Here is a 14,183-nt window from a genome sequence, read left to right as displayed (position 1 = left end):
CACTTTTAATCAGAATTAACTAAAGTAAAATGAAGTTAAACGGCGGTGTGAAAGGAGAGCTTTGTGGAATATCTCGAGAACCCGTTTACCCCCAGTTTTGGTGAGGTTCCTGCCCACCTCGCTGGCAGACAACAGATTATTCGGGATTTGGACCGTGCCTTCTTGAGCCAGCGCAGGCGCCCAGAATTGACCTCGATCTTCTCAGGCGCTCGTGGAACCGGTAAAACCGCTCTCATGTCGTCGCTCGCGACAAGGGCGGAATCCCACGGCTGGATTGCCGTAAAGACGACCGCGCTCCCGGGAATGCTTGAGGAAATCGAGTTCGGGGCGAAACGTGCTGCCGGCCATCTTATCGACCCGTCCAACCACTTCGAAGTCACCGGTCTCGGAATTGCACCGCTCGGCAGCATCGAGGTCAGTCGCGTTCACGATGCCTCAACCTGGCGGTATCGCATGAGCGACATCATCGACCAGCTCAACGAAGCGGGCACCGGTCTGCTCGTCACGGTTGACGAGGTGGACCCGACACTCGACGAGATGATTCAGCTCGCAGCGACGTATCAGCACTTTGTGACCGATGGGAGACGCGTCGCGCTGCTCATGGCGGGACTTCCCAACAACGTCTCGACGTTGCTGAACCACAAGACGGTCTCGTTCCTTCGCCGCGCCCAACAATATCATCTGGGTCGCATTGCCGACTATGACGTGCGAGAGGCCTTGATTCGCACAATCCAGGAAAACGATCGCCTGGCAGATGCTGAGGGAATCGATAGAGCCGTTCGCTCGATCTCTGGTTTTCCCTTCCTATTGCAACTCGTAGGCTACCGTGCCTGGGATCTCACAAACGATTCGAAGAAAATCTCGTCACGCGACTTTGACCTGGGAATCAAAATCGCGCGCGACGAGATGGACGACCGAATCCTCGCGGCAACCTATCGGGAACTCACTGCAGAGGACAAGCGATTCCTCATCGCCATGCTTGATGACGAAGAAGAGTCCACCACCGCCGACCTTATCGAGCGCCTTAAGCGTTCGCCGCAGCAGGTCTCCCGCTACCGACGCCGCATGATAGATGCCGGCATCATCGGAGAACGAGGACGAGGGCTCGTCGCATTTGAATTGCCATTCTTCCGCGACTATCTCGCGGCTCAATGCGTGAAATAGAAATCAATGTGACAAAGAGGCAGTCCCTTTGTCACATTGCCTATAGGTAGCGACCGGTGATGCTCTTGGAGCAGACTGCGATGTCGCCTGGCGTACCGGCGCAGACGATTTGCCCGCCCGCATCGCCACCGCCCGGGCCCATGTCAATCACGTAATCGGCGTTACGGATAAGGTCGAGGTCATGCTCGATCACGATAACTGTGGCGCCCTTGGCAACGAGGCCGTCAAACACGTTCAACAGCACCTGAACATCGAGCGGATGCAGGCCGATCGTGGGCTCGTCGAACACGAATACGGCATCGTCCTGTACACGGCCCATCTCGCTCGCAAGCTTAAGACGCTGCGCCTCGCCGCCCGAAAGCGCCGGTGTGGGCTCGCCAAGCGTGAGATAACCCAGGCCCAGGTCGTGCAAAGTCTGTAAGCGCGTCTGAACCTTCTTGAGTCCCAGTGTGACGTCGATGGCCTCGTCCACACTCATGTCCATAAGCTGCGGCAGCGTAAGCAGACTCCCGTCCTTGCCCTCGCGATGGATATGCGAGGCGGCCTCGGCGTAGCGCGAACCACGGCATGCCGGGCAGACGATCTCGACGTCGGGCAAAAACTGCACGTCGAGCGAAATCGAGCCCGTTCCATCGCACGTAGGGCAGCGCAAGGCGCCAGTGTTGTAGCTAAAGGCACCCGCCTTGTAGCCGGCTGCCTTGGCCTCGGGCGTACGGGCGAAGGCGCGACGCAGTTCGTCATGGATGTCGGCATAAGTCGCCACCGTCGAGCGCACGTTGGCGCCGATGGGCGTGGCGTCAATCAGGTTGGCACGGGCGATACCCTCGGCGTCGACCCAACGCACATGTTTTGGCAGGCGCCCACTGGCTGCCTGCGCCTTGAGTGCCGGAATGAGCGTCTCGAGCACCAATGTCGTCTTGCCCGAACCCGAAACGCCCGTCACCGCGACAAGGCGACCGCGCGGGATATCGACTTCGAGCGGCTTGACGGTGTGGATGGTATCGGTTGCCATGCGGATATGTCCCTGGTCGAACATGTCGTCGTCAGTCACCTGCGGACGCAAGCGCTTGGGCTCTGCGCGCAAAAACGGAGCGATGCGGCTGCCCCGCGATTGCTCGACCTCGTCTACCGTGCCTGCAGCAATCACATTGCCGCCGCCTGCTCCAGCAACGGGACCCATCTCAACCAGATAGTCGGCTTCCGCCAGTACGCGCGTATCGTGGTCGACAATAACCACGGTGTTGCCATCATCCACCAGATCGCGCATTACGCCCACCAAGCCGTCGACATTGGCAGGGTGCAAGCCGATCGAAGGCTCGTCCAGTACATAGAGCACGCCCGTCGATCGGTTGCGCACCACACGGGCGAGCTGCACACGCTGGCGCTCACCCGTGGAGAGCGTGGCACCGGCGCGGTCGAGTGAAAGGTAATCGAGACCCAGGTCGACCAGGCGACGGGCCGCACTCAAAAACGAATCGCAGATATCCGCTGCCATGGGCTGCATCTCAGTCGGCAAGGATGCAGGCACCCCGCGCACCCACTCAATCGCCTCGCCTAGCGTCATGGCCGCGGCCTGCGCCAAATTGATACCGCGCACCTGAGGCAGGCGCGCAGCCTCGGAGAGACGCGTGCCGCCGCAATCGCGGCATGGCCCCTCGCGCAAAAAGCGCGCAACGCGTTTTAAACCCTTATCGTCCTTAACCTTGGCGAGCGCATTCTCGACGGTATAGACGGCGTTGTAATAGGTAAAGTCGAGCGGCGTGGCGCCCTCGCCGTTTTTGGGGACGTAGAGAATGTGCTTCTTAACCGCCGGGCCATGAAACACGATGTCGCGCTCTTGAGGCGTGAGCTGGTTAAACGGCACGTCGGTGCGCACGCCCATCTCGCCGGCCACCTGCTTCATCAGATCCCACATGAGCGTGCCCCAAGGAAGCACCGCGCCTTCGTTGATGGTCTTTGACTCGTCGGGTACCAAGCTCGCCTCGTCCACCTCGCGCATGACACCGGTGCCGCCGCAGGTGGGACACGCACCGCCGCTGTTAAACGCAAGGTCCTCGGCGCTCGGCGCGTAGAACTCACGACCGCATGCAGGGCACGCGAGCGACAGGCCTGCGGCAACGTTAAGGCTCGGCTCCACACGCGCCCCGCAATGCGGGCACACATGATGGGCGCAACGGCTAAAGAGCAGACGCAGGCTATTGTTGAGTTCAGTCATGGTGCCAAAAGTGGACCGCACGCCCGGCACGCTGGGGCGCTGATGCAATGCGAGTGCCGCCGGCACGTGCAGCACCTCATCCACCTGAGCGCGCTCGGCCTGCGTCAGGCGACGGCGGGTATAGGTGCTGAGCGCCTCCAGGTAACGGCGCGAGCCCTCGGCATAAAGAACCCCCAGCGCCAGCGAACTCTTGCCCGAACCCGACACGCCGGCAATGCCCACAAGCTTTCCCAGCGGAATATCGATATCGATGTCTTTAAGGTTATGAACGCGCGCGCCACGCACCTCGATAGCCTGCGGGCTCATCTTCTGTTCCGTCACCTTTATCACCCTACTCATGCCATAAAACTCGATCGCGAACGTATGCGCCCAGCATGGGCACGGTAAACCGGACGAGGCCGTATCCGGCAGCCTCGATGACGCGCTCGCGAATCAGGCTTGCGCGATATTTACTCGCCCAGCTCTGGGTACGATCACAACGCTCAATGATATCCGCCATGCGCGTCGGTTTGTTCTCGTCAACCGCCATAGCCTCGATAAAAAGGCGCTGTGGACTGCGCAGCCCGTAATACAGGGGCGCGTCAACCGCTTCGTAGAACTCGGAGACGGCATCCGCATGGCCATCCTCGACATCGCGCCTTTCGATGACCTGCGAGCCGCGTCGAACAGCAGACCGCCACATGTAATAGCCCACCAGCTGAACCATATATGGATGCCCCATGCTCTTGCGTGCCGCAAGGTCCGCCGTCTCCGCGTCAACGTAAAGACCAGCGTCTTTGACCGTCTGGATATACGAATCGCGTACCTTGGGCAAAGAGATCGCCCCCAACGTACGCTGCTGGGCACGCCGCAAAAACGTCACGCTCGGCTCTTCGAGCAGATCGTCAACCATACTGGGTAAGCCGGCGAAGACCAGTGCAAGACCGCGCTGGTCGCTATCGGACAAGCCCGTGGCATCCTGGTCTCCGAGCACCTGCTGATAGAGAACGGCAAGAGCCGCCAGTTCCTCGATAGACGCAGATTGCGCCTCGTCAATCGCAAACAGTATGCCCTTGCCTGGACCGAGCTTCTTGAGGCGCTCGTTGACCAGCCCTCGCAACGTTTCGCCCTTTGCTCGCGCCGCCTCGACTGACATCCGGCCAAACGACGGACCGAACTCCATTGACGTCACAACGGGTTTATTCGAGCGAAGCGCGTCGGCCAATCGGTCGCATAAGCCAAGCGAAGCGGAATCGGAGACAACCGCCCATCCGCGCTCATTGGCTAGACGTTGCAGCTCCCGCAGGAGAACCGTCTTGCCACAGCCGCGGTTTCCCGTAATGAGCATGAGCCTACCCGGCGCTCCGGCGCCGTTATCGAGCCCTTCCTCGAAATCTTCGATGACCGACTCGCGGCCGATGAGTATCGGAGGCCGCTTGCCGGCCGTGGGCTTAAAGGGATTTGGATTCATGTCGGCCTCCTCGGATTGGCAAACCCTGGTAATAGTTATACCAACTTGTACCGAGTTATACCAATAGCATGTGACAAAGGAACTGTCCCTTTGTCACATGTGGCCGAAAAACTCGGCGTCTGCTGCTCGCCAGGGGCGGAAGGTGGCGGGATCGATCTTTACGTGCGCCGCGGCGGGTACGTCGTACCATTTGACCGTGTAACCGGCGCCGTGAGAGCAAAAGACCGAATCGGGCGTGTTGGGCAGATCGGTCTCGGGCCCATAGGCGGCCGCCTCGATTACGCGCTCGGCATCATGGCAAGCCGCATAGCCGGCGAACTCTAGGTACAGATGCCCACGACCACTCGTGTAGGCGGCCACCTCCAGCGCATAATCCTGCACCTCGGATGCCGGCACGCGACCCACAAGCTTCGCCCGATCGCCCGCCATCGTCGGCGGCTCGTACTCGGCACCCATGCGCGTGGCATCCGAGAGCGCCCGGCCCACGCACTCCCCCGGCACCTCGAGCTCAAAGCGGTACCACGGCTCCAACAGCACCGCCGCGCCGGCCTCACGCGCCTGCATCAAACCCTGGCGAATCGCGCGGTACGTGGCCTGGCGAAAATCGCCGCCCTCGGTATGTTTGGCATGCGCACGGCCGCCCGTGAGCGTAATGCGCACATCGGTGATGGGCGAGCCGGTCAGCACGCCCAGGTGGTCGCGCTCCATGGCGTTGGTGAGTGCCAGACGCTGCCAGTTAAGATCGAGCTCGTCGGTCGAGGTCACGGTGCCAAACTGCACACCCGAACCCGCTGGCAACGGCTCCAGACGCAGATGCACCTCGGCATAGTGGCGCAGCGGCTCAAAGTGGCCCACGCCCTCGACCGGCTGCGAAATAGTCTCCTTATAGAGAATGCCGCCGGGCTCAAACGCAACCGAAAGGCCAAAGCGATCGGCTAACACCCGCTGCACGACTTCGAGTTGCACGGCGCCCATCAACTGCAAATGAATCTGCTCAAGATGCGTATTCCAGCTTACGCCGAGCATGGGATCTTCGTCCGCCAACTCAGTCAACGCTTTGAACACCGCGTGGACATCGTGTTCGCCCGGAAGCACCGTATAGCTGAGGACCGGCGCAATGACAGGCGCATCGCCCACGGGCTCCGCGCCCAGGGCGTCCCCCGGGCGAACGTGCGCAAGACCCGTCACGGCACAAATACCGCCAGCAGCAACTTCTTGGGCAAGCTCATACTTCTCGCCGTTATAGATGCGTACCTGATCGACCTTCTGCTCCCATGTCTCGGCACCGGAACGTCCGCCAATCACCTGCTTGGCATGCAGCGTACCGCCGGTCACTTTAACCCAAGCCAAGCGCTCGCCGCGATCCCCGCGGCTGACACGATAGACGCGCGCGGCAAACTCCGGGAGCCACGCCTGTTCACGCATCAGCGCGCATATGCCATCCAGCAGCTCGTCCACGCCTTGGTCCTTGAGCGCCGAGCCGGCAAAGCAGGGAAAGAGCTTGCGCTCGGCAACCATGCGCGACAGCGTTGCGACAGAAAGCTCACCCGCCTCAAGAAACTCCTCGAGCGCTTCCTCGTCTAACGCAGCAGCGTCCTCCTGAACGGCGCCGCCCGCCAGCAGTTCGTTGGCATCCAGGCAGCCCTCGGAAAGACGTTGCCCAAGTTGTGCCAGCAAAACATCGCGGCCGGGATTCTCCAAATCGATCTTGTTGATGAAGATGAACGTCGGGATGTCATAGCGTGCAAGCAGGCGCCACAGAGTTTCGGTATGCCCCTGCACGCCATCGTTGGCACCCACGACTAAAATCGCGTAGTCCAGCGCGCGCAATGTGCGCTCCGCCTCGGCAGAAAAATCGACATGCCCCGGCGCATCCACGAGCATGACATGGGCATCACCATGGTCGAGCGCAGCCTGCGACGAGAAAATCGTGATGCCACGCTCGCGCTCGATTGCATTAGTGTCCAGATGCGAATCACCATCGTCCACGCGGCCGCGCTTGCGAATGCGACCCGCGTTGAACAGCATGGCCTCGGCCAACGTGGTCTTGCCGGCATCGACATGCGCCAAGATTCCAACGACCGCTTGCTTCGACATGGCTCTCCTCTTATTGCAAGCCCATCGCACGCGGCAACGGGCACCCTCGTTCCACACTGGATGATACAATTTACGGGCCGGCGGGCGAAGCGGGCCCTATCCCCCGACCGAGCTCATCGCCCCGCGTTGCCGCGCGGCGATTTTCGTAGGTTCGCGCCTTGCGAAAGCCGGCTTTCAAAACGGCGCAGCGAACGAAAATGGCCCCACCCGGAGCCATTTTCGTTCGCGCGAATTGTTGATACGCGTCTCCGCTCTTATGCCTCGCGCAGCCAGTCAAACGCAACACGCGGCGTGCCGTCTGACACATACACGATGCCGGCGCGCTTAAACCCGGCCTTGAGGCTCGCACCCTGCATGGGCAGGTTGTCCTGATGCGTGTCGATACGCAGGTGATCGGCGCGCTCTTTGGCAAAGGCAAACATCGCAGCCGCGATACCGTGCGCGGTGCCGTCGGACGCCACACGGTGCAGCACAGCATACGGAGTGTCACTGCGCCATTGCCCGTCCTCAATTACGTCATAGCACTCGTCCGGGCCCGGTAAAAAGGCAAACGTCGCTACCACGCGACCGTCGACTTCGCACACATAGCTGCCACCGGCGGCGATATCGGCAGCCAGTTGCTCGGCAGAAGGCGTGCCCTCGGGCCATTGCGTGGCGTTGCCATGCGCGCGCATAAAGGCGCGGGCAGCGTCGTAGATAGCCATGACAGCGGGAATGTCGGTATCGAGGGTTTTTCTGATCATCACGCGGCGGCCTCACGTTTATTGGTATCACTTTGATTGAGCAATGATACCAGCGTTTGAAGAGGGGCGCGAAGCAGATGGGAAGCAAAAAGCGAGCCGCCTGGTCAAAGGCCAAAAGCGAGTTTTTGGGCTCTGCCACCGGCGGCGATATGGGCGACCTGTTTGCGCGCGAAGACGAGCGCCGCGACGCCCTGAACGCCGAGCGCAATGAAGCCTGGCGCTACAAGTCGTGCGAACGCAAAAACCGTTACGACACGCGCGCCGAGGCCGAGGCCGTTATGGCCGACTGCGAAAACCGCGGGCGGCACGGCTTAGCCTGCTACAAATGCGAATACTGCGGCGGCTGGCACCTGACGTCGCACCCTTGGAAATAGGCCCCGCATCGGCACGGCACTGACGGAGCGCCAGCCATCGCACGCAAGCTACGGGCGCGGCGGCACCAAAACATCGTATCGAACGGCCTTGCCCGCAAGTTGATAGCTCGGCTTAACGCCGGCAAGCAGCGGCCCCTTCACCGGCCGCTTGATAACGACCTTGCGCGGATGCACCGCAAGCGCAGCTTCGACCAGCGTCTCCTCATCGGCGCATGGCTGTTCCAGATGATGTAGGAGCTGGAACTTCTTTTTGACCGCCGCACTCTTGGTGCGTTCGGGAAACATGGGGTCCAGATACACCACGTCGGGAGCGGTGAGTTCGCCCTGCCCGATCAGCTCAGCTGCATGACAAAGGCCGGCAATACTGTCCTCGCCCGCATGTAAGCGCATGCGCGTCACGGCTGTCGCAAGTGCCGGATCATCTGCCGCGCGATCCAGGGCATCCTGGAGCAGCGCCGCGATCACGCAATCCTGCTCGTACAGATCGACGGTAAAGCCCGCAGCAGCCAGCAGTAGCGAATCTTCGCCAAAGCCTGCCGTGGCGTCAATCGCCCATGGACGCTCGATGCCTTTTACGCGCGAAGCCTTCACCAGCAGCTCTTGCTGCAAGCGACCCTGCTTGAGTCGTGAAAGCATGCGGCCAAAATCGGCACGCAGCTCCATCGTGCCGTCGGTGAGCGTGAGGCCCTCGGACTTCCCGGTCAGCTCAAGCCCCGCGGCCCGAGCAACAGAAAAGGGATCGACGACGCCCATGGATACTCCTTAACAAGCAAAACGAATACGTGAGCGCCGTTTATGCCAGCACCCAACCGTCCGCTATTGTCCCACATGCGACATGGCCCACAGCATCCCAATGCAAAGCACCGCCATCAATCCCGTGCACACGGCAGCGATCACGGAATCACTCATGCGCCTTCCCAACGACCGCGGCTCACGCACTTGCCCTGCTCCGTACATCATGGCTTCTCCTTCGGTCCAGCTCTTACCATGGCCCCATCATCGCAGCGCCGCGCATACGCTGCCATCGATTTGGCTTACGCCCAGCTTTCTTTTTTGAAAGGTTGGACCGTGCGGGCAAGAGACGCTTTCAAACGCATGCATCGCCGCGTTGAACTACAATGTGCTTCACCATATGTGCAGTACATTGGGTGCGCCAAGTTGGCGTACTCGTATCGAAAGGACCAGCCATGAGCTTCACTCGCAAGACTCTCAAAATCCTTGCTCTCATCTACTTTGTTTTGGGCATCGCCAGCCTCGTCACCGCCGGCGTCGGTATCGCCACGGGCGGTCTCGATTCCACGTACGGTTCGTACGCCACGCTCGCAGCGGTCGTGCTTATCGCCAAGGGTCTCGTCGACCTTGCCGCAGGCGTCGCCGGTATCAAGGGCGCCAACAAGCCTTCGCAGGTGGACGGCGCGTTTAAGCTCGGTATTGTTGCCGCGGTCGCCACGCTTGCCCAAGCGGTGCTCACGCTTCCCGCGTTTGGCGGCGACGCCATCAACTTTGGCGCCTTTGTCATCGTGGTGTACGACCTGTTCTTTGTTCAGCAGGCACACGCCGTTAAGGCCGAGAACAAGGACCGCCTGTAAGCGCCCGCTTCTCATAACCTCTGTTTCAGCCAAGCAACTAAAAAGGGCCGATCGCGCATCTCCGCGGTCGACCCTTTACGTTTTCCCAGATAAAACCTGCCAAAATAAATCTGTCCCTTTTTGGTAGGTTAGTGGCGGTACTCGGCGATGATGAAGTCGATGTCGGTTTGAAGGGTGTCCAAATTTGCCAGGCGTTCTTTGTCGGAAGGGCGCGTACGGTAGTAGTACGGCGTCATCTGGAACACTGCCTCGATGTCGGCCTGGGTCTGAAGCGTAATATTCGCAGACACCCGCTGCATTCCGACTAACTCGAGCTCGGTGGTCTTCGGCAGCTTCTCATCGTTAAGGTACGGCGTGTCGTAGAGCACCTCCTTAAGCCCAAAGAGATGACGGGCGCCCGGCACCACGGTGTAGAGCGAGCCCTCTGGCGCCAGCACGCGGGCAAATTCGCGCTCGTTAAAGGGAGCAAAGAGCTCGGTCACCATATCGAAGGCGCCATCTGCCACGGGGATATCCTTCATGTTGGCTACGAAATAGGCTGCATCGCCGCGCTTGGCGGCCAGGCGAACCATCTCTTTGCCCAAGTCGAAACCGTAAGCATCCACGCCCGGCACCGCGCCCATGGCGCTGGTGTAGTAGCCCTCGCCACAGCAAATATCGAGCAACGTCATGGGGCCGTTCGTAGACGCGGCGCGCCCAGACACCTGCTTGCGCACCAGCTCAACCATCGCATCGCGCAACGGCGCATAGTATCCACGGTTCAGAAAGTCACGACGGCTGCGTGCCTGCGACTTGGGATCGCCCATGGAGTCGCCGCTCTTGGACGAACGTAGTAGATATAGATAGCCCTCGCGAGCTCGGTCAAACCGGTGTCCGCCCGCACATGCAGCACCACGCTCGTCGTCCACCAACGGCTCATGGCAAACGGGACACAACAACATGGCAACTCCTTAGCGCGAACAACACAACGCCCACCATTGTCGCACGCCTTCCCCGCCTAGTCATTGGGGACGTTCTTGAATGACTAGTTAGAAGAGATAAGGAGTGTCCCCAGCTACCGGCAGAAAAGGAACGTCCCTACGTGCCGACTGGTTGCATTAGGAGTATCATCATCTGCGCAAATAAGCACGAAAGAGCATATTAGAGATTGAGAGCATATGGCTGACACCGTATCTAAGCACATTGACATGACCACCGGCTCGCTGTGGCGCAATATCCCCCTGTTCGCCTTCCCCGTGGCCGCCACGAGCATCTTGGAGCAGCTGTCGAACCTCATCGCCACGGTCATCATCGGTAACTTCTCGGGCGACCAGGGAACCCTCGCCATGGCAGCGGTCGGCTCCAATGTTCCGCTTACCAGTCTTATGCTCAACCTGTTTATTGGCATGTCGCTTGGCTCCAACGTGGTCATCGCCAACGCCATCGGCCGCAACGATCAGAACATGGTCAAACGCGCCGTCCATACCTCGATTTTAATGGCGCTCGTGGGCTTTGTCGTCATCGCCCTGGGCGAGGTCTTTGCCGAGCCCATGCTCGCCGCGCTCAACGTTCCCGCCGAGACCATGCCGCTCGCTTCACTCTACCTACGTGTCTTTTTGCTCAGCATGCCCTCGATTTTGCTCTACAACTTTGAGGCCGCGATTTTCCGCTCCGTCGGCATCACCCGCATGCCGCTGCAGGCGCTTGCCGTGTCCACCGTCCTCAACATTGGCCTGGACCTCATCTTTGTCCCCGTACTCCACTGGGGCGTCGCGGGCGTCGCCATCGCCACCGCCATCGCCTACACCGTCAGCGCCGCTACGCTCTTTATTCGCCTGCTCAAGACCGACTCCGTCGTCCGCGTCACCCCGCGCGACCTGGCTATCGACCCCGTCGCCCTCAAGCGCATCGTTAAGATCGGCCTGCCCGCCGGCATCCAAAGCGCTGTCTTTGCCGTCGCCAACATCATCATCCAGTCCGCCATCAACAGCCTGGGCACCGAGGTCATGGCGGCATCGAGCGCCGCCATGAGCCTGGAGTACGTGTGCTACAACCTGCTCAACAGCTTTAGTCAGGCTTGCACCACCTTTGTGGGACAAAACCACGGTGCCCGCCAGATCGACCGTTGCACCAAGACGCTCAAGGTCTGCCTAGTCGAAGGCGGTATCGTCGCGCTCACCACGATTATCGTTATTGTTGGCCTGGGGCGCGAGATCTTGTCGCTGTTCAACAGCGATCCCAACATCGTCTCGATCGGCTATATCCGCGTATGTTCGATCTTCCCGGCGTACGCCTTTAGCATGTTCTACGAAAACATGTCGGGCTACCTGCGCGGCTTTGGTATCTCGCTCACGCCCGCCCTCATCACCATGATCTGCGTCTGCGGCATCCGCTTCTACTGGGTGTTCTGCGTGTTCCCGCACTTCCGCACCTTTGCGAACATCATGATGGTCTACCCCATCAGCCTGGGCACCACGGCGTTCTTTATGGTCGTAGCGGTATTGCTCTGCCACCCGGCACGCACCTATCGCGCCACCCAAGCCAAAGCGACAGCCCGCTAAACACCGCACTCAACGCCACGCCAGTCATTAATTGACAATATGTGAGCTCATGTAGTCGATAAAGCGCCTCGTGGCGATAGGCATGGTGTCCCAACTGCGCCAGGCTGCCACTACGTCGCGCGAGGGGGCGTGCACGATGGGCCGCACGCGAATATCGGCTCGCATGCCCTCAACGGTACGGCGATATAGCATGCTCACGCCTAGGCCCTCCTCCACCATCGCCATGATGGTGTAGTCGTCGGTCACCTCACTCGTCACATACGGCGACAGGCCATGCGCAGCAAATGCATCGAGCACCAGGCTCTGTTCGCCCTCATCCAGCAGCACAAACGGCTCGGACGCCAGGTCGGCGAGTGTCACCTTTTCCTTTGCCGTCAGTGGATGCGCGGCCGGCAATAATGCTACCAACTCGTCGTGATAGACCACGCGCTTCTCGAGACCAGCGGTAAACCCGCGTGCCGTAAAGCAAAAGTCAACCACGCCATCGTGCACCCACTGGGCGTTGCGCGTGTAATCGCCCTGCTTGAGGGTAAAGTGCACGCCCGGATGCAGGGCCCCAAAGTCGCGGATCACGCGCGGCAACACGGTTCGACTCACGTTGGTAAACGTCGCAATGCGAATATCGGTCGACGAAAGCCCCAGCAGCTCCTGGCGCTTGCCCTCGAGCTCGGCCTCGGCAGTCACGATCTGGCGCAGGTACGGCAGATATTGTTTACCGTCGCGCGTAAGCGTAACGCCCTGCTTTCCGCGCTCGATAAGCGTGGTACCCAGCTCGCGCTCGAGCGCTTTGACGGCCTGGCTCACCGCACTTTGCGTATAGCCCAGCTCGTCCGCCGCGCCCTTAAGAATGCCGCGATCGACCACCATACAAACAATCTGATACCGCGATGTCATCGTGCCTCCACATCAATGCAGCCGTAAAACGTTTTGTCAGCGCTTTTCGCGCCTACTTTAGCATTTCTTAATCATACTGAAGATACATTCGCTTTACTACATCCACATCTGGGAGCAGAATCCTTTGTACGAAACCGTTCTGTAACAAAAGGAGTCCCATGGATTGCAAAAAAGCAATCGCGCTCTCATTTTCCGTTCCCGTCGCATGGGGCTTTTCGTACCCTCTCATGAAGATCGGCATGGACAGCATGAACGCCACGAGCATCGTCGCGCTACGCTGCATCATCGCCTTTGTGGTCTGCCTGCTGCTCTTCCACAAGCGCGCGTTCCGCATCAACCGCGACCTTATGGTTCGCGCCGCCATCATCGGCGCCATCATGGCAACCGAGCTCACCTGCATGTGCCTGGGCTCCAGCCTCACCTCTGCCTCCACTGCCGGCTTTTTGCAGAGCCTGACGGTCGTGATCGTGCCGTTTGCCAACGCCGCCCTGCTGCGCCGCGCCCCCGAGCGCAAAGTGCTCATCGGCACCGCCATCGTCACCTGCGGCATGTTGCTGCTCTCGGGCACCGACTTCACCAGCCTGAATCCGGGCGCGCTCATCATGCTGCTCTCCGCTTTTATCTATGCCGGCCACATTATCGTAGCCAAGCGCTTTGTCGAAGATGTCGACCCGCTGTCCCTAGGCGTTTGGCAGTTGGGCTTTGGCGGCCTGTTCTCGGGCATTGCCGCATGCGTCTTTGGCGGTTTCACACTTCCCAGTACGCCCAGCGAGATCGTGGTCGTCGTTGCCCTCGCGCTCATCTGCTCTGCCTACGGTTTTATCACCCAGACGCTCGTGCAGCCCCACGTGCCCGCCGAGACCACCGGCTTCGCCTTCTCGCTCGAGCCAGTCTGCTCCGCCGTCTTCTCGTTCTTCCTGGTCGGCGAGGTCCTGAGCCCCATCGCCTTCTTTGGCGCCGCCCTCATCCTCACCGGCGTCATGGTGGCAACCGTCGAGCTTCCGCGCCTCCGCGCACATGGACAGGCTCGCATGGCAGGAGCGCCCGAGCACGTCTCGTAGACCCCGCTCTTCATACAGCCGCGGCATAAAGGCAACCGGTGCGCCTTTACAATAGA

Annotated in this window: 12 protein-coding genes; 5 read left to right on the top strand and 7 right to left on the bottom strand. The window is 60.3% G+C overall.

What is annotated here, in order from left to right; all coding sequences use genetic code 11:
* The first annotated feature begins 63 nt into the window (after positions 1 to 63).
* Complete coding sequence (locus JMJ97_RS02285) at positions 64 to 1,164, top strand: ATP-binding protein (protein ID WP_260699024.1); 1,101 nt, start codon at positions 64 to 66, stop codon at positions 1,162 to 1,164.
* A 40-nt stretch (positions 1,165 to 1,204) separates the two neighbouring features.
* Here the strand turns inward: JMJ97_RS02285 and JMJ97_RS02280 are convergent, their stop codons facing one another.
* The 4 genes from JMJ97_RS02280 to JMJ97_RS02265 all read right to left on the bottom strand — a co-directional run bounded on the left by JMJ97_RS02280 (position 1,205) and on the right by JMJ97_RS02265 (position 7,669).
* Positions 1,205 to 3,718, bottom strand: a complete 2,514-nt coding sequence (locus tag JMJ97_RS02280) for an excinuclease ABC subunit UvrA (protein WP_479682379.1) — start codon at positions 3,716 to 3,718, stop codon at positions 1,205 to 1,207.
* Positions 3,711 to 4,829 (bottom strand): AAA family ATPase, encoded by a 1,119-nt coding sequence (locus tag JMJ97_RS02275; RefSeq protein WP_260699022.1) that lies wholly within the window; start codon positions 4,827 to 4,829, stop codon positions 3,711 to 3,713. Before JMJ97_RS02275 ends, JMJ97_RS02280 begins: the two co-directional genes overlap by 8 nt.
* Positions 4,830 to 4,922: 93 nt before the next feature.
* Positions 4,923 to 6,926 (bottom strand): GTP-binding protein, encoded by a 2,004-nt coding sequence (locus JMJ97_RS02270; RefSeq protein WP_260699021.1) that lies wholly within the window; start codon positions 6,924 to 6,926, stop codon positions 4,923 to 4,925.
* A gap of 254 nt (positions 6,927 to 7,180) precedes the next feature.
* Positions 7,181 to 7,669 carry a GNAT family N-acetyltransferase gene (locus tag JMJ97_RS02265; RefSeq protein WP_260699020.1) on the bottom strand — a complete coding sequence of 163 codons (489 nt, stop codon included), beginning with the start codon at positions 7,667 to 7,669 and terminating at the stop codon, positions 7,181 to 7,183.
* 77 nt (positions 7,670 to 7,746) lie between these two features.
* Between JMJ97_RS02265 and JMJ97_RS02260 the strand changes: the two genes are divergently transcribed.
* Positions 7,747 to 8,043, top strand: coding sequence for a hypothetical protein (locus tag JMJ97_RS02260; protein ID WP_260699019.1), 297 nt, complete (start codon positions 7,747 to 7,749; stop codon positions 8,041 to 8,043).
* 48 nt (positions 8,044 to 8,091) lie between these two features.
* Here JMJ97_RS02260 and JMJ97_RS02255 read toward each other — a convergent pair whose 3' ends face one another.
* A complete protein-coding gene (locus JMJ97_RS02255; protein WP_260699018.1) occupies positions 8,092 to 8,796 on the bottom strand; it encodes a class I SAM-dependent methyltransferase in 705 nt (234 codons plus the stop codon).
* A 434-nt stretch (positions 8,797 to 9,230) separates the two neighbouring features.
* Between JMJ97_RS02255 and JMJ97_RS02250 the strand changes: the two genes are divergently transcribed.
* Positions 9,231 to 9,632: a hypothetical protein gene (locus JMJ97_RS02250; protein WP_055286664.1), complete on the top strand. Its 402-nt coding sequence runs from the start codon at positions 9,231 to 9,233 to the stop codon at positions 9,630 to 9,632.
* 128 nt (positions 9,633 to 9,760) lie between these two features.
* Here JMJ97_RS02250 and JMJ97_RS02245 read toward each other — a convergent pair whose 3' ends face one another.
* A complete protein-coding gene (locus JMJ97_RS02245; RefSeq protein ID WP_250786960.1) occupies positions 9,761 to 10,573 on the bottom strand; it encodes a putative RNA methyltransferase in 813 nt (270 codons plus the stop codon).
* A 216-nt stretch (positions 10,574 to 10,789) separates the two neighbouring features.
* Here JMJ97_RS02245 and JMJ97_RS02240 point away from each other — a divergent pair, with 216 nt between their 5' ends.
* Positions 10,790 to 12,172, top strand: a complete 1,383-nt coding sequence (locus JMJ97_RS02240) for an MATE family efflux transporter (protein WP_217107643.1) — start codon at positions 10,790 to 10,792, stop codon at positions 12,170 to 12,172.
* 27 nt (positions 12,173 to 12,199) lie between these two features.
* Here the strand turns inward: JMJ97_RS02240 and JMJ97_RS02235 are convergent, their stop codons facing one another.
* Complete coding sequence (locus tag JMJ97_RS02235; RefSeq protein ID WP_260699017.1) at positions 12,200 to 13,066, bottom strand: LysR family transcriptional regulator; 867 nt, start codon at positions 13,064 to 13,066, stop codon at positions 12,200 to 12,202.
* Between the two features lie 158 nt (positions 13,067 to 13,224).
* On the opposite strand from JMJ97_RS02235, the gene JMJ97_RS02230 reads away from it, so the two are divergent.
* A complete protein-coding gene (locus tag JMJ97_RS02230; protein WP_260699016.1) occupies positions 13,225 to 14,127 on the top strand; it encodes a DMT family transporter in 903 nt (300 codons plus the stop codon).
* The last annotated feature ends 56 nt before the right edge of the window (positions 14,128 to 14,183 follow it).

It is taken from the genome of Collinsella aerofaciens, from assembly GCF_025289055.1.
Lineage (GTDB): Bacteria > Actinomycetota > Coriobacteriia > Coriobacteriales > Coriobacteriaceae > Collinsella.
This window is presented reverse-complemented; position numbering and strand designations above follow the sequence as displayed.

What these genes read in the sequence shown, in the direction of transcription:
- JMJ97_RS02280 (WP_479682379.1), bottom strand. Translation starts at nt 3,718, where the DNA reads ATGAGTAGGGTGATAAAGGTGACGGAACAGAAGATGAGCCCGCAGGCT.
- JMJ97_RS02275 (WP_260699022.1), bottom strand. Translation starts at nt 4,829, where the DNA reads ATGAATCCAAATCCCTTTAAGCCCACGGCCGGCAAGCGGCCTCCGATA.
- JMJ97_RS02270 (WP_260699021.1), bottom strand. Translation starts at nt 6,926, where the DNA reads ATGTCGAAGCAAGCGGTCGTTGGAATCTTGGCGCATGTCGATGCCGGC.
- JMJ97_RS02265 (WP_260699020.1), bottom strand. Translation starts at nt 7,669, where the DNA reads ATGATCAGAAAAACCCTCGATACCGACATTCCCGCTGTCATGGCTATC.
- JMJ97_RS02260 (WP_260699019.1), top strand. Translation starts at nt 7,747, where the DNA reads ATGGGAAGCAAAAAGCGAGCCGCCTGGTCAAAGGCCAAAAGCGAGTTT.
- JMJ97_RS02255 (WP_260699018.1), bottom strand. Translation starts at nt 8,796, where the DNA reads ATGGGCGTCGTCGATCCCTTTTCTGTTGCTCGGGCCGCGGGGCTTGAG.
- JMJ97_RS02250 (WP_055286664.1), top strand. Translation starts at nt 9,231, where the DNA reads ATGAGCTTCACTCGCAAGACTCTCAAAATCCTTGCTCTCATCTACTTT.
- JMJ97_RS02245 (WP_250786960.1), bottom strand. Translation starts at nt 10,573, where the DNA reads ATGTTGTTGTGTCCCGTTTGCCATGAGCCGTTGGTGGACGACGAGCGT.
- JMJ97_RS02240 (WP_217107643.1), top strand. Translation starts at nt 10,790, where the DNA reads ATGGCTGACACCGTATCTAAGCACATTGACATGACCACCGGCTCGCTG.
- JMJ97_RS02235 (WP_260699017.1), bottom strand. Translation starts at nt 13,066, where the DNA reads ATGACATCGCGGTATCAGATTGTTTGTATGGTGGTCGATCGCGGCATT.
- JMJ97_RS02230 (WP_260699016.1), top strand. Translation starts at nt 13,225, where the DNA reads ATGGATTGCAAAAAAGCAATCGCGCTCTCATTTTCCGTTCCCGTCGCA.